The sequence below is a fragment of the Scytonema sp. UIC 10036 genome, assembly GCF_009725235.1.
In genome coordinates this window covers 1-17,566 of record NZ_WJFC01000259.1, presented here as the reverse complement: position 1 = coordinate 17,566, position 17,566 = coordinate 1, and the positions used below count along the sequence as shown (strand labels likewise).

Annotated in this window: 15 protein-coding genes and 1 pseudogene; 9 read left to right on the top strand and 7 right to left on the bottom strand. The window is 40.7% G+C overall.

What is annotated here, in order from left to right; genetic code table 11:
* Positions 1-119 precede the first annotated feature (119 nt).
* Complete coding sequence (locus F7734_RS55100; RefSeq protein ID WP_155752656.1) at positions 120-1,088, bottom strand: pentapeptide repeat-containing protein; 969 nt, start codon at positions 1,086-1,088, stop codon at positions 120-122.
* Positions 1,089-1,469: 381 nt separating this feature from the next.
* Here F7734_RS55100 and F7734_RS55095 point away from each other — a divergent pair, with 381 nt between their 5' ends.
* Together F7734_RS55095 and F7734_RS64800 are read left to right on the top strand one after the other, a co-directional pair.
* On the top strand, positions 1,470-1,751 hold the full coding sequence (locus F7734_RS55095) for a type II toxin-antitoxin system ParD family antitoxin (protein ID WP_155752655.1): 282 nt from the start codon (positions 1,470-1,472) through the stop codon (positions 1,749-1,751).
* A 5-nt stretch (positions 1,752-1,756) separates the two neighbouring features.
* Positions 1,757-1,984: a hypothetical protein gene (locus tag F7734_RS64800; protein ID WP_243147586.1), complete on the top strand. Its 228-nt coding sequence runs from the start codon at positions 1,757-1,759 to the stop codon at positions 1,982-1,984.
* Between the two features lie 20 nt (positions 1,985-2,004).
* On the opposite strand, the gene abc-f is transcribed toward F7734_RS64800, so the two are convergent.
* Positions 2,005-3,618 carry a ribosomal protection-like ABC-F family protein gene (abc-f, locus tag F7734_RS55085; protein WP_155752654.1) on the bottom strand — a complete coding sequence of 538 codons (1,614 nt, stop codon included), beginning with the start codon at positions 3,616-3,618 and terminating at the stop codon, positions 2,005-2,007.
* Between the two features lie 578 nt (positions 3,619-4,196).
* Between abc-f and F7734_RS55080 the strand changes: the two are divergent.
* Positions 4,197-4,313 (top strand): annotated as a pseudogene (locus F7734_RS55080) (Uma2 family endonuclease); the annotation flags it as partial.
* A 152-nt stretch (positions 4,314-4,465) separates the two neighbouring features.
* Here the strand turns inward: F7734_RS55080 and F7734_RS55075 are convergent.
* Complete coding sequence (locus F7734_RS55075) at positions 4,466-5,422, bottom strand: response regulator (RefSeq protein WP_155752653.1); 957 nt, start codon at positions 5,420-5,422, stop codon at positions 4,466-4,468.
* A 295-nt stretch (positions 5,423-5,717) separates the two neighbouring features.
* On the opposite strand from F7734_RS55075, the gene F7734_RS55070 reads away from it, so the two are divergent.
* Together F7734_RS55070 and F7734_RS55065 are read left to right on the top strand one after the other, a co-directional pair.
* Positions 5,718-6,797: a RuBisCO accumulation factor 1 gene (locus tag F7734_RS55070; protein ID WP_155752652.1), complete on the top strand. Its 1,080-nt coding sequence runs from the start codon at positions 5,718-5,720 to the stop codon at positions 6,795-6,797.
* 348 nt (positions 6,798-7,145) lie between these two features.
* Positions 7,146-8,021, top strand: a complete 876-nt coding sequence (locus F7734_RS55065; RefSeq protein ID WP_166482756.1) for a hypothetical protein — start codon at positions 7,146-7,148, stop codon at positions 8,019-8,021.
* A 149-nt stretch (positions 8,022-8,170) separates the two neighbouring features.
* Here F7734_RS55065 and F7734_RS55060 read toward each other — a convergent pair whose 3' ends face one another.
* A complete protein-coding gene (locus F7734_RS55060) occupies positions 8,171-9,601 on the bottom strand; it encodes an NAD(P)/FAD-dependent oxidoreductase (RefSeq protein ID WP_155752651.1) in 1,431 nt (476 codons plus the stop codon).
* 266 nt (positions 9,602-9,867) lie between these two features.
* Positions 9,868-10,227 (bottom strand): hypothetical protein, encoded by a 360-nt coding sequence (locus F7734_RS55055; RefSeq protein ID WP_155752650.1) that lies wholly within the window; start codon positions 10,225-10,227, stop codon positions 9,868-9,870.
* A 189-nt stretch (positions 10,228-10,416) separates the two neighbouring features.
* Here F7734_RS55055 and F7734_RS55050 point away from each other — a divergent pair, with 189 nt between their 5' ends.
* The 4 genes from F7734_RS55050 to F7734_RS55035 all read left to right on the top strand — a co-directional run bounded on the left by F7734_RS55050 (position 10,417) and on the right by F7734_RS55035 (position 13,630).
* The gene (locus F7734_RS55050; RefSeq protein ID WP_155752657.1) at positions 10,417-11,475 is read left to right on the top strand and encodes a DMT family transporter; all 1,059 of its coding nucleotides are present in this window, start codon (positions 10,417-10,419) and stop codon (positions 11,473-11,475) included.
* Positions 11,476-11,554: 79 nt separating this feature from the next.
* Positions 11,555-11,740: a hypothetical protein gene (locus F7734_RS55045; RefSeq protein ID WP_155752649.1), complete on the top strand. Its 186-nt coding sequence runs from the start codon at positions 11,555-11,557 to the stop codon at positions 11,738-11,740.
* An 85-nt stretch (positions 11,741-11,825) separates the two neighbouring features.
* Positions 11,826-12,959: a HAMP domain-containing sensor histidine kinase gene (locus F7734_RS55040; protein WP_155752648.1), complete on the top strand. Its 1,134-nt coding sequence runs from the start codon at positions 11,826-11,828 to the stop codon at positions 12,957-12,959.
* Complete coding sequence (locus F7734_RS55035) at positions 12,956-13,630, top strand: response regulator transcription factor (RefSeq protein ID WP_155752647.1); 675 nt, start codon at positions 12,956-12,958, stop codon at positions 13,628-13,630. Before F7734_RS55040 ends, F7734_RS55035 begins: the two co-directional genes overlap by 4 nt.
* Positions 13,631-13,757: 127 nt before the next feature.
* On the opposite strand, the gene F7734_RS55030 is transcribed toward F7734_RS55035, so the two are convergent.
* Both F7734_RS55030 and F7734_RS55025 read right to left on the bottom strand, forming a co-directional pair.
* Positions 13,758-15,782 (bottom strand): AAA-like domain-containing protein, encoded by a 2,025-nt coding sequence (locus tag F7734_RS55030; RefSeq protein WP_155752646.1) that lies wholly within the window; start codon positions 15,780-15,782, stop codon positions 13,758-13,760.
* A gap of 362 nt (positions 15,783-16,144) precedes the next feature.
* Positions 16,145-17,467, bottom strand: a complete 1,323-nt coding sequence (locus tag F7734_RS55025; RefSeq protein ID WP_155752645.1) for a proton extrusion protein PcxA — start codon at positions 17,465-17,467, stop codon at positions 16,145-16,147.
* Between the last annotated feature and the right edge of the window lie 99 nt (positions 17,468-17,566).

Genomic DNA, 17,566 nt, shown 5'->3' with positions numbered 1-17,566 from the left:
GATGAATGATGAATGATGAATGATGAATGATGAATGATGAATGATGAATGATGAATGATGAATGATGAATGATGAATGATGAATCTACAACCTGCAATTCATAATTCATAATTTATAATTCATAATTCATCAAACATTGCTTCCTCCCAATTTTTTGCGGACTTGATTTGTTCAACTTCAAAGCTTTTAGCACCTCTGAAATCAGCACCAGTCAGGTTAGCTCCTTTAAGATTAGCACCACTGAGGTTAGCACCACTGAGGTTAGCTTCTTTGAGATTAGCACCACTGAGGTTAGCATCACTCAAATCGGCATTGCTGAGGTTTGCACTCCAAAGTTGGGCATTCCGGAGGTCTGCTGAAAACAGGATGGCATTATTAAGAATAGAACTATTAAGATTGGCACCAATCAGATTAGCATTACTGAGATCGGCACTATTGAGATCGGCAAAGAAAAGTATGGCACCATTCAGGTTAGCACCGCTTAAATTTGCTTCACTTAAGTTGGCAAAAAAGAGATTGGCACTGCTGAGATTGGCGGAAATGAGATTGGCATCAAAGAGATTAGCACCATTCAAATCGGCATTGCTAAGATCGGCATTACTAAAGATGCTCTCATTAAAATCTACTTCTTTAAGGTCAGCATTTCTAAGATTGATTTCACTGAAATTAGCACCAGGAGCATCAATTCCTTTCAAAGAAACTCGGTACTTATTCAAATCTTCTAACGCTCTAATTCTTGCATAACTAGTAGAAACTTTTGCAGCTGCTGCATTATCAACAACTTGCCATGCCTCATATATTCTATTTTCTCGACGTTCTCGGCTCTCTAAGATATATAAAATTGCTACGGTTAGTATACTAAACCCTTCAATATTACTTGGTGCAAATATAGAAATTGCTTGTCTGAAATAACAATTCTGTAAGGGTTCTTTCAATCGGCAAAATTCTTGATTGTTAGACCATTTATCTAGAAAAGTTGCTATTGCCATAACGGTATAAGCAATAGTAAAAGCAATAACTACACGAAACCAGAGTTTATTTAACTGATTTTTCCACAAGGTGATGATATGGTGTTGCAGATTTTTCAAGTGTTATCACCTCCTGAGTTTGAGAAAGTCATGATATAAAGATGACAGTTAAAAGACCACTTCTAAGGTACATGAAAACAAGAGGATAGCGCTTTTAGCTCTAAGCATATACCCCCCATCTTGTACAAAAATTTACATTTTTTGTATTGTAGAAACGTTTCAAACAGGGCGTCTTTACACATCTAATAAATTTTGCTGATAAAAATATATGTCTTGTAATAGCGCTGTCTATGCCTGTAGCACGTCTCGTGGCAAACGTCTGTACCACAACTACAAACCAGTAACGATTATTTGCGCCGACTTACTTACACAACGTCAGCTAATTTTTATTTTGATTTGGTAGCAATCTTTGCTACTTTAGAGTAAAAGAGGAAAAAAATCATGCCAAACGTTGAAAAAATCAGTGTTGCCTTGACACCAGAAATGGCGGCTTTTGTCCGCTATGCCGTGGAATCAGGTGAATATGCTAGCAGCAGCGAAGTGATCCGCGAGGCACTGCGTGACTGGAAGCAGAAGCGCTTACTTCAGTTACAGAATATTGATGAATTGCGTCACCTTTGGCAGGAGGGCATAGAAAGTGGATCTGGTCAGTATAGCGATATTGAGGCTATCAAACAGGAAGCTCGCAGACGCTTAGGGCAGCTGTCTAATCAGGAAGTTTGATGACTATGGGACGCCTTATTCGCACTGCACGAGCAGAAGAAGATTTAATTGAAATATGGCTGTATATTGCTGCTAAACGGAGAGTAAGAACTGGTGTACCACCTCGACCAGTTCCCAATACTGCTCGGATAAGAATTTTTGTAGGTTGGGCAAACCCTTGGAGAAACCCAACAAATGCATGTAAATGTTGGGTTTCGTTCCTCAACCCAACCTACGTATTTTCGTATTTTTAGGCAAAACCTACGCAGTATTGTTATAAAAGCGGATTTGGTATAAGCAACTCTTGATAGTATTGTTCTGGTTCGCTAGGCAGGTATGTGGTCATTTGCAAGGTTTGTTCGCTCAAGTTATAAGCTTGGTTAATATTAATGCGGCTTAAGAAATCCAAATCGTGGGAAATAACCCAAAGCGCACCTTGATATTCATTGATACCTTCTACCATTTGATTAACGGTTTCGATATCCAAATTGTTTGTTGGTTCATCAAGAATCAGCAAATCGATTTCAGAAATGCTAATAATAGCGATCGCTAACTTTGCTAATTCACCTCCACTCAACACTGATGCTGGTTTGTTGACATCGTCATATTTAAAAAGGAAGTGTCCCAACTGTTGGCGCAAAAGCTGGTAGCTAAGATTGGGGTTAGCAGCTTGCATATTTTCGAGAATTGTCTGCTTGCGATTGACGATTTCGTAAGCTTGGTCAAGATATACAGCTTTTGTCATGGGTGTTAAAGCAAATGCAGGCTCGAACGATAACTTATGTGTTACATCTGTTGCCAAAATAGCCTTTGCCAGACTTGATTTGCCAGAACCATTTGCACCAGCTATGGCTATGCGATCGCCCGAAGAAATATGAAGCTGAATGTTTTCAATCAGCAGGCGTTCGCCTACCCAAAGATTTGCACCCTGAATATCAATGAGATTTCTCCGTTTTTGGCTTCTTTCATCCAATTGAATACTTGTAGCCTTTGTCGTTCTGACTTTTGTCTCTGTAAATTTCTGTGTTGCCTTCTCAATCATGGCTTCATGTTTTTGTTTTGCAATTCCTGCTGTCACCTCGGCTTTTCGTTTCATTGCTCCAGCTACAATTTTAGGAATGCTAAGCGCTAATTGCTCACCTCTTTTACGGGATTGGGCTGCCCTTTGCTGTTCTTGTAGTGCTGAGGCTTTGGCACGCTTGAGTTCTTTTCTAGCAACTTCATGCGATCTCAACGCTGCTTCTAACTCTATTTCTTTTTGTTCTCGGTATAAAGAAAAATGACCTCCGTAAACTTTGATTCCCTCTGGTGTGAGTTCCCAAGTTGTTTCTGTCACTTGGTCTAGGAAAAATGGTTTGTGGGAAACAATGACAAATGCTCCTTCAAAGTTATTGAGAAAGTCTTTTAAACTTTCTAACGCCATCAAATCCATGTGGTTAGTTGGTTCATCTAACAGTAACACTTTTGGTTGTTGCGCTAAACCAATAGCTAAGAATAGCTTTGTAAGTTCACCACCACTGAGATTGAAAAGCGGTAAGGATAAGTCAAGCGTGGTATTGAATTCTGTTTCCAGAATTGCCTCAATATTCCACCATTCCTCAGAAACAGAACTCAGAAAATCAAGAACTGTGTCTGCTTTGATTTCCTGTCTAAGAGTGCTGATTTGAGGTAAGTAGTATATTGTGCTTTGACGCGTAATAGAACCTGTTGTGGGATTGAGGTGACCCGCCAAAATTTTTAATAGAGTTGATTTTCCCACCCCATTAGAACCAACCAAAGCAATGCGATCGTTCTCTGCAATGCTGAGATGAACGCCTTTAAATAAAGCCCTAGTTGCGCTAAGTTCATAGCCCAAGTTTTCCGCTAACAATATTGATTTTTTCTGCATTCTTTTCAAACCCCAATAAAACTATCTAGCGCATACTTCCCTCACTCTTACCCAATACTACTCGGCTAAAATAGTAGGTTGGGTTGAGGAACGAAACCCAACAAAGTCTGCAAGATGTTGGGTTTTGCCTCAACCCAACCTACACATTTTTATTTTTTAAGCAAAACCTACGCAGTATTGCACCCTTACCCTCTTCTTGTGGGAGAAGTAGATTTCTTCTCCTTTTTTGCTGAGAGAGAAGGGTTAGAAATGAGGGCAATTCATGCTTCTATTCAGTAACGCGAATACTTGTCCCCATGCTATGACGGGCGGGATACCCGTCCCACAAGAGGTGAGACATTGGTTAAAGCCAAAAAATTCTATTGTCAGTCCCTGTTGCTTTTAGGCAACGGTTTTTTGCTACTACTTCATTTCAGCTATCTGAGGCGTATTGAGGTTTGATTCTATCTACATTATAGTAGCACGGGATTCCGGAAAGGTAATTAAAAATGTCAAAATAAACAGTGTGTTATGGCTGCTCCTTATAAGAGATGAAGGTTTGTGAGCCAGTCAGCAAACAAAAAACGGTAATTTCTCTTATGACAATACTTACGTTAAACCTCAATTCTGTAATTAAACTGACTGGAGAGCAGTTTTACAAATTATGTGAAGAAAACCCCGATCTAAAATTAGAACGCAACCCCCAAGGAGTATTGTAAATTTAACGGCTGACTCGCAAAACGGAGTACTCGATCGCATTAATTTTGAGGGATAAAATTGTTTTTCCTCTCTCGTTCCCAGCCTCAGGCTGGGAACGAGATGGTAGGAACGAGATGGTAGGAAGTTTCTACAGCCTACTTTTGATTCTTTACTTAGTTGGCTGATAGTAACGAGAGCTAGTTAGTGAGATCGCAACTAATTGTGCGGATAGATGAATGAGTTTTAGTTCATCTTCACGTAAAGTGCATGGTTGTTTCCACTGTAGGGACAGCACCGCCAAAACTTCTTCGCGGAAAGTTATGGGGATAATCAAGTGGGCTTGAACGCTGTTGGACTGATAGTGAGAAACACCTGCTAGCTTTTGATCGTTGGGTACATTTACTGAAACTTGTAGTTGCTGATTGGCAATTGCTTCTGTTGTAAGCGGATCTTGAGCGAGCCAATTTTCTACAGTTCCAGAAACACTGTAAGTCCCTTGCTTTGCAATCAAAGCGTTGCCCTCTACAAGTTGCAAAATACACCCATCTGCTGCAAAACTTTCGCCAAATGCTTTGGCAATAGGGTCAAGCGTTGCTTCTAGGCTAGAAGCTTGTTGAGTCACTTGTACCAGAACAGCCAATAACTCCATTTGGGCATTAGCGCGTCTCAATTCTTCCGTCCGTTGCTTCAGCAATTCATAGGTTTCTACTGCTCGCTGCACTACCGCCTTCAGTTCAACGGGGTCCCAGGGCTTGGTAATGTACTTGTAGACTTGTCCAGCGTTGATTGCCTCGACTAAATCTTCAATATCAGTAAAGCCTGTCAGAATAATCCTAACTGTGTCGGGAAATTGAGGAACGGTCTTGCTGAGAAACTCTGTTCCTTTCATTTCTGGCATTCTCTGGTCGGAGATAATAACTGCGACTTCTCCTTCTGATGCCAACACTTGCAGCGCATTCATGCCACTATCTGCTTTCAAAACTTGAAAATCTCGGCGGAAAGTGCGATACAGCAAATCAAGATTATCAGGCTCGTCATCAACAACCAGCATTTTTGCCTTTCTACGGCTTTCTACATTCACAAGTTGGCGGCGGATTTTATCTAATTCGGGAAGCGGACTATTCATAAAAGGGTTCCTTTAAATCTTGATTTTTTGTTATATTCCTTACTCAGCAGGCTTAAAACTTAACACAATCTAAGGCATAAGTAATCTTTAATCGTACTATGAACTGGTTATACTCACTTTTAACAAAAACTACAATAAAAATTGAAGATAAATTCAACTTTTTATATACGTATATTTACGCAAAATTAAGATTTATTAATTGTAATTGAATCTTCCTTTCTACCTTCTGCCCCCTGCCTTTGTTCTTGTAAATTTTTAACATAGTCTTCCCCTCTAAAAGCTTGCAGAAACACTTATGACTGACTTACCACCTAATGTTCAAGAGCCAAATAACAACGATGTTGCATCAGAGTTGCTGAGAAAACTCAGACAAAAGCAAGGCAACTGGGTGGAATGGGGAGTTGCGATCGCCCAACTGCAAAAACTAGGCTACAATCCCCAAGAAATTTTTGAAGCAACGGGATTTGAGCCAATTCAACAAAATCAAGTCACTGTGGGCGCACAAGTTTACAATTCTATAGAAAAAGCAAATGCATCGGCAGAAGTGCGATCGCATTACTCCACCAGAGGTAGCGATATTTTGTATGAATTTCGCCTGCTAACGCAAGAAGAAAGAACAGCTGCAGCCGAACTTGCCTTCCAAAATAAAATCGATGCTGATGGAGCAAAAGAAATCGCCAAGGCAATCAAAGAGTTTTCCCGCTTTCGTACCCTGCCAGAAGGATTTCAAAATCATCCTGGCGATGCTGTTGCCTATCAAGCTTGGAAGTTAGCCCGCCAAAACACAGACTTGCAAGAACGTTCCCGCCTGATTGCCAAAGGTTTGCGCTTTGCTTACTCGCAAACAGCAAGGAGACAAATCGAACAATTACTCACTGATTTTACCGTCGTTCCCAGTCGCCCTGCCCCTTCTCTGCCTTTTTATCGTTTAGAATCAGAAGCAGACTTACCCCGTGTCATACCAGTAGTTGGTGAATTACCACTGACACAAAATGACCTGCAAGCAGTACCCGTAATTGAGGAGATAGAACCATTTCGTATGGTTAAGTTTGCTGGAGAGCAAGCTTGGGTTCCTTTACCTGGTTGGCAGGTCTTGCTAAGTGCAGAAGATCCAGTGGTTATATTGTGTAAAAGCGATAAATTTCCCAATCAGACACAAAATCCAACAGAACCCGTGTTGGTAGTTGTAGATCGCGCTCAACGAGAATGGGACTCTAACGGTTATTTTGTAGTAGATAACTGTGGAGAATTAGATTTTCAGTGGTTTGAAACATCCCCAGAAATCCCGCTTTTGGGAAGAATCATTGTGATCGTAAAACCCAGGAGAATTTTGGATGAAAATGTAACCAAAGATTCTTGGCAAATTGATGAATAAGTAGGTATAGCAAATTTCAACCTAGTGAGGTACAAAAATTACCCCCCTCTGTCCCCCCTTACTCAGGGGGGATGAAAGGGGGGTGTACCTCATTAGACTGAGAAAGGCTATAATTTCAAACCATTCAGAACCAAGGCTGCTTGGAGCGGACGAAAATTCCTCACAATATGCCACGTAGATACGCTTTCATTTAGGGTGTCGTGAAATACCTAAAAATTTCTGTACAGTCATATCGAATAGAGGATGATGGAATGATTTTTTTAGTGTTAAATGGTGGATATTGCTAAAACTTGGCTGAAAATTTCACAAGTTAATTATTTTTCTGGCAATATTTTTTGAGGAGTGATTGTGAACACTATTTTTTCCCGTAAAAATGCTTTTCGCGTGCTAAGCTTATCGGCTGTAGCAGTTCTTGGTGTCAGCGTGCCTGCTGTTGCTCAAGTAGTAGAGACTACAAACGGCGAGCAGTTGACACCATCTTTTGAAATTGAAGCATCTCCCGAAGCGACAAGTGTTGAAGTAGGACGCTTTTATCCCCCAAATGCCTTTAGTTCATCCGTGGAGCAATCTTCTGTTCCCGAAAATACCGAAGCATCTGCTGCCGAGCTAGAACAAGTGCAGCCAGTACAAAATAATACACAAGAGGAAAATTTTAACAACGTAGTTACACCTGTTCCAGGAACTACAAACGCATCATCTGCGGCGCTTGTAACTCCCCAACAAACAGAAACACAGGTTGTGCAATCTGCCCCTCAAGTGGCACAATCCGATATTACGACTATCGATCCAGGGCGAACAACTCGCGGAGGTTCGAGTTATATCGGAATAGGAGGAAACATCGGTTTGGGTGGCGACTCTGCTTTGAGCGATGGTAACTTCATGGTTCTTAGCAAAATCGGGCTGACACGTGTTTTATCTGCCCGTCCAGCAGCAGTGATAGGAGACGATACAGCCATTCTCATTCCCGTTACTTATGACTTTTCATTTAGATCGGTAGATCCTTTCTCCGAACCCTTGCCTATTGCTCCTTATGTTGGTGCTGGTGTTGCTATTGAAACTAGCGATGATGCCGATGTTGCTTTCTTGCTGACTGGTGGTATTGATGTACCAATATCATCTCAGTTTACGGCAACAGCTGCCATCAATGCAGCATTTTTTGATGATACAGATGTAGGTTTGGCGATCGGAATTGGTTACAACTTCGGTAGTCTCTTTGGTCGATAAATAAAGACGAGAGTCAGGTGGGCTGAAGCCCACCCTACTCAATGTCTTAATCCAAAATCCAAAATCCAAAATCCAAAATCCCTTAATCCAAAATCCAAAATCCAAAATCCAAAATCCAAAATCCAAAATGGTAGATATTGGAAAAAACTTCATCGAGAAGGGGGAGGTGCAAGCCAATTCAGTAACGTTGGGACGCCCGTCCAACTTAAGGTTTGCTGAAATTGGGTCGGTTGAGCAGCCCGCCAAACGAGAGGAGTTGCTAAAATCATTCCCGCTGCTACAGTTGCAACCCCATATAGCCAAGGAGTTTGTCCAAGCTGCATGTGGGAGAAAGGGCGGTGGCGGTGGAATAATTTATCGGTAAGCCATTCCGTTGTGACTTTAAAGTTGCGACCGGGGGTTGGTAGCAGTTCCAAGTATGTTGCTTCTCGAAGCAGATGACCGGGCTGACCTTTGATTTGGACTTTATTGAATAAGTTAGCAACACCTTCGTTAAGTCCTAGTTTCATCAATGTACCGCGCAGATGGATTTGCACGGGAACAGTAGGTTTGTTTTCCGACAAAGACTCAAGATTGCGTGCGATCGCAATTCCTTGCTGATAAGCAACTTGTGCTGTTGGTGGTTGGGGATTGTCGCTATCTGTTGCACAGTCTCCCGCCACAAAGACTTCTGGAAAATCAGGGAGTTGCAATGTCGGTGTCACCACAAGCCGCCCCCGTTTGTCTCGCCTTTCTTCTGGAATTGGTAACTCCTTCAACAAAGGATTGGGAGCGGTTCCTGCAGTCCAAGCGATTGTTCCAGCTTGTAAAACCCGTGTTTGGTTGTGTTGTATGTACTCCATACCATCCGCTTGAATCTTTGTGACAGCCGCATCGAATACAAAATCCACGGGAATCACGCGACGTTTGAGCGCCCTTTGTGCAATGCAGCGCAAATTGCTGTTGACGTCACCTTTGAGGATTTCACGGCTGCGGTTGACTAAAACAACCCGAATTTCCGCAGCGTCACCGCCCAACTCATCGTACCAGATGGGTAACAAATCGGCTAATGTGCAGGCTAATTCGATACCTGCAGGTCCCGCTCCAATAATGGCAACGGTCAGCAGCGAACGCCGACGTTCTAAATCTTGAGTTTGAAGAGCTAGATGCAAACGGTGTCGTAAGTGTTTACGCAGAGCGATCGCTTCTGAACCATTGGTAAACGGCATTGTATACTCTGCTGCACCAGGAGTGTTAAAGTAAGTTGTTTTGCCACCCAGTGCTAGCACCAAGTTGCTGTAGTCAAACACTTTTCCAGACGCTACAGTCACTTTAGATTTATGTAGATGAATTGATTTCACGGTGTCTTGTACAAAGGTGACACGGCTGCCTGCTAAAAGCTCTTTGTAACGTGGATATACTTGTTCGCTATAAAGTTCTCCACTAAGTAGTTCGTACAACAACGGTTTGAAACTGAAGCGATCGCGTTGCTCAATAAGAATGATGGGATGCGAATAATTTTGATGGCTTAAGTGTAGAGCTGTAAACAGTCCAGCAAAGCCACCACCTAAGATGACTGTGGGATGAGACGCTTGCTGCATATATATATGATTTGCTGTATGTGAATTGCTTTTAGTATTGCGATTCTTAGGACAGATTAAGTGATGAACTGCTAAAGCTTGGCTGAGAAATTCAATGGAACTGGCGATAAATTTTTCATTGTTTTCTCAGGGAAAATTCAGATTGTTGTGAATTATCGGCATTATCAATTGATATACGTCAAGACGCGCCATGGCGCGTCTCGACAATTCTTTAATTTTTGTTACATAATATTGTGATGAGCTCAATATATGTTATGAATTGCCTTTTATTTCACTTCACTGGCTTCAAACTTGGCAACTTTACCTTTTTTCACGGCAACAATGACATCGTAGGTTGAACAATAAGAAAATGTGGTATCGTTGGCTTTATTATAAAGATTAACAACGTGACCGGCTCCACCGGGCTGAATACCAATTGGTTCCAAATCTCCAAAAAAGAAACGACGTAGCTGATCGCCACTACCAATCTGACCCTTATTTTTAGTTAGTAAAGCTACTTTCTGCTGTACTGATAATTCTTGTGCTGATGCTTGAACTAATAAAGGATTTATCGCTTTCAATGGTGCTTCCCATACTGTGAAAAAACCAGTTAAGGCAACTGTAGCGATTAAAGGGGCGAATTTCATTTGTGTCTCCTGTTATCCCAGACATCCAAAGCTTCTCAGTCGCTACTGAAACTCATCTGAAACTCAACCATGATTTTCATGAATTTATTCTTTAAGCTAATTTAGGATATTCTCAGCATTTTCTCAGATAAGAATAGTAGCTCAAAGTCAAAATATAATGACTAATGTTTTTATTGCGATGGTTTTATGATGACTAAACTAAGAAGATCGCCTCGCTTAATTCCCAGAATTTCGGGACAAACATATCTCTGGCTGGCAATCCTAATTTTTGGAGCATCGAGTGCAGTCACCCGCAAACTTACAGAAATTGGAGCACAACATTTCATGGATGGTCGCAATCCAATTTCTTTGTGTAATGTTTTATTTGTGGGAAACCTTTGTGCCTTAATAGTTCTGATTCTAATCTATGGGCGACAGTGGAACAAAGCAACTTTGAAACAATTGTCAAGGAAGGATTGGATCGCTTTAACAGCAGTCGCTATTTTATCAGGAGCGCTTGCGCCCGGTTTAATTTTTCAAGCACTGGGACTGACAGCGGTTAATAACGTCATCTTGGTTGGACGCTTGGAACCGCCTCTCACTCTAGCTTTATCAGTTTGGTTATTGAAGGAACGGGTAAATTTTTGGGAGTTTATAGGAGCGATCGCAGCGTTTGTTGGCGTTACTCTCACTATTGTTCTTCAGCCCCCTGGGGAAGCAATGATGAAGATGGGAGCCTTGCAAGTGGGTGTCGGAGAACTTCTGGTAGCTGCTGGATCTGTAGCTGTCGCCGCTTCCACAATTATTGGTAAAAAATATCTCTCCCAAGTCCCTTTAGGGATCTACAATATCTTTCGTACTGCTTTAGGAACCGTAATCTTTTTCTTTTTTGCTATATGGCTATACGGTCACAACCATTTTACTGATGTACTCTCACCTTTTTTATGGAAGTGGATGTTCCTTTATGGTGCTTTAATTGTCGTGGTTGGTCAATCTTTTTGGCTTAAAGGCTTGAGAAGCTCAACAGTATCTATGGCTTCCTTAGTCGGCTCCTTTACCCCTATTGCAGGAATTTTAGCAGCTTATTTAATCCTAGGCGAAGCCCCTACCCTAGCTCAATATATCGGCGGGAGCATTATTTTAATTGGCATTTTCTTAAGTCAGGTTGGTACTCGTCATCAAGCGTCTCGCAAAGGTATGTTTTCTAAGGTGGATTCTACTCAAGCAGAACAAAAGGTGGAATCCGGTGTGGGATTTAAGGGGATCTGAAAGATATGTATTATAAATTTCAGATTTTAATTATCATGTAAAAGGGAATGGGCTTTAGCCTTACCTACCAAAATCGGTAATGTTAGAGCAAAAAGGGAGCAGTAGGGTTGGTATTGCCCTCCAAAAGCCTGTTGTGGTGGGCTTTAATCCTACCTACGGAAATTTAATAAATCAAATTAAATTGATGCATCTCAGCCGAAGCTTAAAATTTATTCAGGAAAAACTCATGTTTTTTCTTAATAAAAATATTAGATTAGAATTGTAAGCCAAAAACAGATTTATTTTAGAAGTCCCATACTTCACTTGACTTATGAATTTAAGAACGCAATATACACAGATGAGTTATTTTCATGAATTTTTTAGACAAATTAAACAGAAAATTAGCCAGAGTTATTGGCGCTCGAATCGATCCATCATCGTTACAATTCCGCCTAACTATTGAAATAATTGCTATCTTTACGATTGGATTCAGTAGTTTTACAATGTGGATAGGTTGGGAAATAAGACAGTTTCTCATTATGACTTATCAACAATATGGTATCCCTAATGATAACCATAGATTTTTGATTACGCTCGAAGGTTTGGGAGCTGTAAGCGTTCTGTTGCTTGTTACTACTACAGTTCTCACATTTATGTTCGTCAGGCGATCGCTCTTACCGTTACGACAAATGAATCAGTGGGTAGCAACTTATGCTACAGAACTGAATCTATATCAATCGCAGTTAAGTAGGACACCTAGCGAAGTGAAAGCTATAGCCAAAACCTGGGATGAATTGTTAACAAGGCTTTCACAAGTGAAAGAACAACAGCAACAGTTTACCAACGACTTGGCTCACGAGTTACGCACGCCTCTTAGCATGGTTTATGCGTATTTACAAAGAACTTTGCAACGCAGCCAGAATCTGACAGAACTGGAAAGAGAGGCTTTGGAGATGGCGTTTTCTGACGCAGAACGAATGACTTATGTCTTACAAGGCTTACTAGAATTAGCACGGGCAAGTAGCAGTGCAATGCCCTTGCAAACGAAACCACTTATCTTAAATAATGTAATTGCAGACATAGCACAGATGGCAGAAAAATTTGAGTATCGAGCCATCCAGCTTAAGCTTACCTCATTTCCTATTAAAGTAAAAGCAGAACGCGATCGGCTAATGCAGGTGTTAAATCATTTAATTGATAATGCTTTTCAATATTCTGATGTGGGTGAAGCAGTGACAGTGCAGCTAGCTTTGGTTAATGGTTGGGCAGTCATTCAAGTTAGCGACAAGGGCTGTGGCATTCCCCTGTCCGAACAGTCGCGTATTTTTGAACCGTTTTACCGAGTCGATCCATCCCGTACCCGTTCGACGGGGGGAATAGGCTTAGGTTTACCGATCGTAAAACGCCTTGTAGAGCGCATGGGGGGTAAGGTGAGTATTCGGTCAGAACCCGGTCATGGCAGCACTTTTATTTTAAGATTACCTGCATTAGGAGAAAAAATATGACAGCACATATCCTCCTGGTTGAAGATGAAGTTAAACTGGCACGATTTGTCGAATTGGAACTTGACAGTGAAGGTTACAAAGTCAGCGTAGCCCATGATGGTATCACTGGTTTGACCTTAGCACGGGAATCATCGCCAGATTTAGCAATTTTAGATTGGATGTTACCCGGTTTATCGGGTTTGGAACTTTGTCGCCGCTTGCGTGCCACTGGGAACAAAATGCCAGTGATTTTGTTGACAGCAAAAGATGAAGTGAGCGATCGCGTTGCCGGTTTAGATGCGGGTGCTGACGATTATGTAGTTAAACCTTTCAGTATTGAGGAATTGTTAGCGAGAATTCGCGCCCATTTGCGTCGCACTCAAGAAACAGAAGAAGATTGGTTGCAGTTTGAAGACTTAAAGCTCAATCGCACCACACGTGAAGTATTTCGAGGCAATCGAGCTATTGAGCTAACAGCAAAAGAGTTTGATTTATTGGAGTATCTCCTCAGTCATCCCCGTCAAGTATTTACCAGAGACTTAATTCTAGAGAAAGTTTGGGGCTATGACTTTATGGGAGATTCCAATATTATTGAAGTTTATGTCCGCTACCTGCGTCTTAAGCTTGAAGAAAATAATGAAAAGCGTTTGATTCATACCGTGCGTGGGGTGGGGTATGCCTTGCGAGAGTAGTAGAATCCTTGTAACCAATTTTACAGCATTTCTTAACTAAAGAAAGCACGGAATTTTCTTTTTGTGGTACGGGCGTTCCCAACCGTACCACAAGATACAAAAGAAGTAAGATGTTTCTCAAACATTCTTAGGTATACCTTGGAAAATGCACTACCTGCTGAGTCAGTGACACTCTTTCGTTTAAAGTAGAACTGACATGAACGCGATCGCGCCCTTGCCTTTTTGCCTGAAACAGTGCTTCTTCTGCTGCATTTATCAGTAAATCTGGTGAATTTTCCGTAGTTGGTGTGACAGATACAACTCCAACACTGATACTCAGCACTTCAGAAGGCAATCCGTCAATACCTGGTAAATTGTATGGAATTCCCAATGCTTTCACTTTATCTCGCATATTTTCCCCAACTTTCACCACTTCCTTGGCATTCACATAGGGCAATATTGCTGCAAATTTTGTACCCCCATAACGCACTAAGCTCGATTGCTTTTGCTGAATGCACTGACTTATGGCACTGGTAATTTGTTGCAAAGCAGCATCTCCAGCCACATAACCGTGTATATCATTGTACCACTTAAAATAATCTATTTCACATATAATCAGTGACAGGGGTAACAACTCTTGTCTCCACTGCTGCCAAGATGTTTCTAGATATTGCTTAATATAGGTACGACTGACACTTTGAACCTGTTGCTCAACTTTGTTTGAAAGTTTGACTTGTTGCTTTTCTAAAGTCGATTGTTGCATTGAAGCATCTAAATGTTTTTCTACAAGTTGTTGGCTGAAATAGAGGCGATACAGTTGGCAACTTGGTTTTGCTTGATTGCCATCTAATTGAATCAAACCCATGCTTTCTAACTTAAAAGCTGCTAGGGCGTCTAATTGCACGCTTTCATTAGCCGTAACGACTTGTAGGAGCGCTGATGCCAGTTCTGGTTGTTCTCGCACCATTGCCAAATGATTTCTCAAATGGTTGCTGTAAATACCAGCTGCTGTTGGAGATGTTTCCAACAACTGCTGTAGTGTCATTTCCTCACGGTGTAGGTGATAAAATGCCAAGTTTATCAGATAGGGATGTCCCCCTACCATAGCCATTAGTTGTTGGCTGGATCTGCTATCAATCCAATTCAATCCATAACGCGATGCCAAATCTTGCACTTCCTCTAAAGTAAACTGAGGCAGCTTAATTGATAGCCCAACATTAAAAGGAGATTGATTAATTTTGAGAGGAATGTGTATTTCGGTGGAATGAACAATGATCAATCGCAAGTTTTGCCAAATTTCTACCGTCCGTCCCACTTCATGCCAAAATCGTAGCATTGACAGAAAATCATTGGCTATCTGGAGATGCTCAAAAAGTCTGTTGACTTCATTCAAAGCTAAAAAAATGGGAGCATTGATTTGTTCGAGCAGATATTCCTCAAAATAAATTTTGCAGCTCACCTTGCTGCCCATGTCTTCATCCCAATAATCATCAAGTTTGTTATTGAGGTTTAACTGTCTGCTGACATTCGCACAAAACCAGCGCAAAAACTTGTCGAGGGAAGTAAATAACGTTTCGTCCGTCTCCTGAAAGTCTATGTACGCAATTCTATAATTGTAATTTTGGGCACAAGCTATCATTCTGTTAAGGAGTGAACTCTTGCCCATCTTTCTTGGAGCTTTAATACGGATAAGGCATCCCGGCTTGGTAATTTCCTTATATGCCATTTCTTCTATCCGCAAGCGATTGATATACAGTGAAGAGTTTAGTGGTACAGGTCCACCGGGGTACTCTATTTCCGTCCTTGTATCCACAAAACTTTTCTCTGTATAAAAAGTATTATCCTCTACAGAATTTGCAGCTTTGTTCTCTGGTTGTGTTTGTACAAAACTGTGCTGTGTTTCTTGCTTGGGTTCTCCTTCGTTTTGCTGATACCGTGCTAAAACAAGATGTAAATTTTTCTTTGTTACTCTTTGCCCAATCGCTTCCGACAGGTCATGCCACAATTGAGAGCCAACTTCTTTAAAGTAATTGCTACCATAGCCAGAGTCTTTGGCCATTTCACCATAGCCTTTACCTTGCCATGATTGGCACAAAATGACTTTTTCAATAGGGCTAAGCTGTCTAGATAGTAAGACTTGCTCGACAATATCTAGAACTAGATCGGCATTCATTTATTTTATGATTGGTGTATTTTTACTTAAATTTTTATTTTACAATCCTATGGTAACTTCGCACTTTAACGCAAGCAGCGCGAGTTGTTTGTCTAAATACGACACCAGAATCACATAGATATTGTAAAGCTTTTGTATTGTCAATATAACTAAAGCTGTTGTTTGTATGGCGATCGCAGACTATTCCTCACCTCCTGTGGTTGTGTTTTCTTTTACGCTTCTCTATAATTATACAGAATATTCTAAGTAAATCCCGTAACTTTCTGAGATTTTTTAGCACTTTCGTCTAAATTGTATTAATAAATACTAACACTGGTTAGCAGTTACCCCAATAACCACTAACCAATAACCACTAACCCATGTTATTCATTCATATTGTGATAGGTAGCGACAGCAGAAGGAGAGATGCGATTTAAGTAGCGGAATATCCAGTATTTAAAAATGGTATCTAAGATGACTGGAAATGTAGCAATAAAGAGAAAGATGAAATCATGATTAGCTGGCAATCCCCAGTGCCGCGATACACCTTCTAAAATCACTTCCCAACCATGAGGAGAGTGGAACCCTACAAAGATATCAGTAAATAGGATAATGATAAAAGCTTTGGCGCTATCACTTAAACCGTAAACAACATGGTCAAAAAAATCTTTCAGCACAGCAATTTCTCGCTTGCTTATAAGTAAAAGCCAAGTGAAAGCGATGACGGATAATATATCAGCAAAAACGTTTTTGATAGCATTCCCACTTTCATGCTGAAATTCTTCAGCAATTTCACGAGCCTTATGTTTTACCTCAACTTCCATCTGCTCTTGAGACAAAGGTTCACCATTGCCAATCAAACTATTAAATTTCAGGCGTTCTTCAAATCTTTCAAGTTCTGTGAGTGCCTCCTCTTCCATTTCATAATTGAGAAATATTTTGACTTGCTCGGAATGTTTGCTAAAGTAAGATTCAACAATGGGTCCTACAAACACAGCTTTTGATATTTGATGAGTCAAAATGGGAACTATGATGAGCAGTAGAAGAAACCTAACAGATATTATGGTTCTTTTTTGAGTGTTACGGAAATTTTTAACAACGTCTTGTTCTGCATTCGGATCTAACTCAACTTGCAAGCGAGTGATAGTGTTAAAAATCGAACGAGGTAGCACTCCAGTAGTGTTTGTCTTACTACGAGGAGTGTTATCTGGCTTATTTTTTGAATGATTGTGCAGTTTTGTTGGATTTAAAGAAGGTTCTACTGGTACAATTTTACTCTGAGGTGATATAGTATCAGGTGCTACTTCATCAGGCTTAAAAGTGTTATATTTTGTTATAACTTCATCAATGAAGTTTAGTTTTTCTAAAATAACTGTAGGAGGTGAGTACTCAATACCCACTTGCTTTGCAGTTTTTTGATTGGATTCATCGAGGAAAAAACGGCTAAACTTGAATTCTGTTAACCGCATCCGAATGATTTTTAATTGTCTTTTTAATTCTGACTCAAAATAGTCCATAACGCTACTGCTATGTCTAGTTAAGTCGAAGTTAATTTTATTACCATTAAAATGCTCGTCTTCTATTGCCTTGATTTGCAAAGCAGCCTTATATGCCTTATCTATAGAACGCTCTGATGTTTGTAAGTAACGGTAATAAGCCTTCAGTAGAAAAGGGTAGATCTTTTGGCGGTAAAGAGAATTAATCATTTGTGCCAGCAATTATCTAACATTGTTTTGTATCTCTTAAACTTACGTTAACGTATCAGTCTCCTACTAGATAGGAGTTGGGGGTTAGGGGTTGGGGGT

Coding starts and splice junctions, on each gene's coding strand:
- F7734_RS64800 (WP_243147586.1), top strand. CDS start 1,757: ATGGGACGCCTTATTCGCACTGCACGAGCAGAAGAAGATTTAATTGAA.
- abc-f (WP_155752654.1), bottom strand. CDS start 3,618: ATGCAGAAAAAATCAATATTGTTAGCGGAAAACTTGGGCTATGAACTT.
- F7734_RS55035 (WP_155752647.1), top strand. CDS start 12,956: ATGACAGCACATATCCTCCTGGTTGAAGATGAAGTTAAACTGGCACGA.
- F7734_RS55040 (WP_155752648.1), top strand. CDS start 11,826: ATGAATTTTTTAGACAAATTAAACAGAAAATTAGCCAGAGTTATTGGC.
- F7734_RS55095 (WP_155752655.1), top strand. CDS start 1,470: ATGCCAAACGTTGAAAAAATCAGTGTTGCCTTGACACCAGAAATGGCG.
- F7734_RS55030 (WP_155752646.1), bottom strand. CDS start 15,782: ATGAATGCCGATCTAGTTCTAGATATTGTCGAGCAAGTCTTACTATCT.
- F7734_RS55045 (WP_155752649.1), top strand. CDS start 11,555: ATGTTAGAGCAAAAAGGGAGCAGTAGGGTTGGTATTGCCCTCCAAAAG.
- F7734_RS55025 (WP_155752645.1), bottom strand. CDS start 17,467: ATGATTAATTCTCTTTACCGCCAAAAGATCTACCCTTTTCTACTGAAG.
- F7734_RS55050 (WP_155752657.1), top strand. CDS start 10,417: ATGACTAAACTAAGAAGATCGCCTCGCTTAATTCCCAGAATTTCGGGA.
- F7734_RS55070 (WP_155752652.1), top strand. CDS start 5,718: ATGACTGACTTACCACCTAATGTTCAAGAGCCAAATAACAACGATGTT.
- F7734_RS55075 (WP_155752653.1), bottom strand. CDS start 5,422: ATGAATAGTCCGCTTCCCGAATTAGATAAAATCCGCCGCCAACTTGTG.
- F7734_RS55055 (WP_155752650.1), bottom strand. CDS start 10,227: ATGAAATTCGCCCCTTTAATCGCTACAGTTGCCTTAACTGGTTTTTTC.
- F7734_RS55060 (WP_155752651.1), bottom strand. CDS start 9,601: ATGCAGCAAGCGTCTCATCCCACAGTCATCTTAGGTGGTGGCTTTGCT.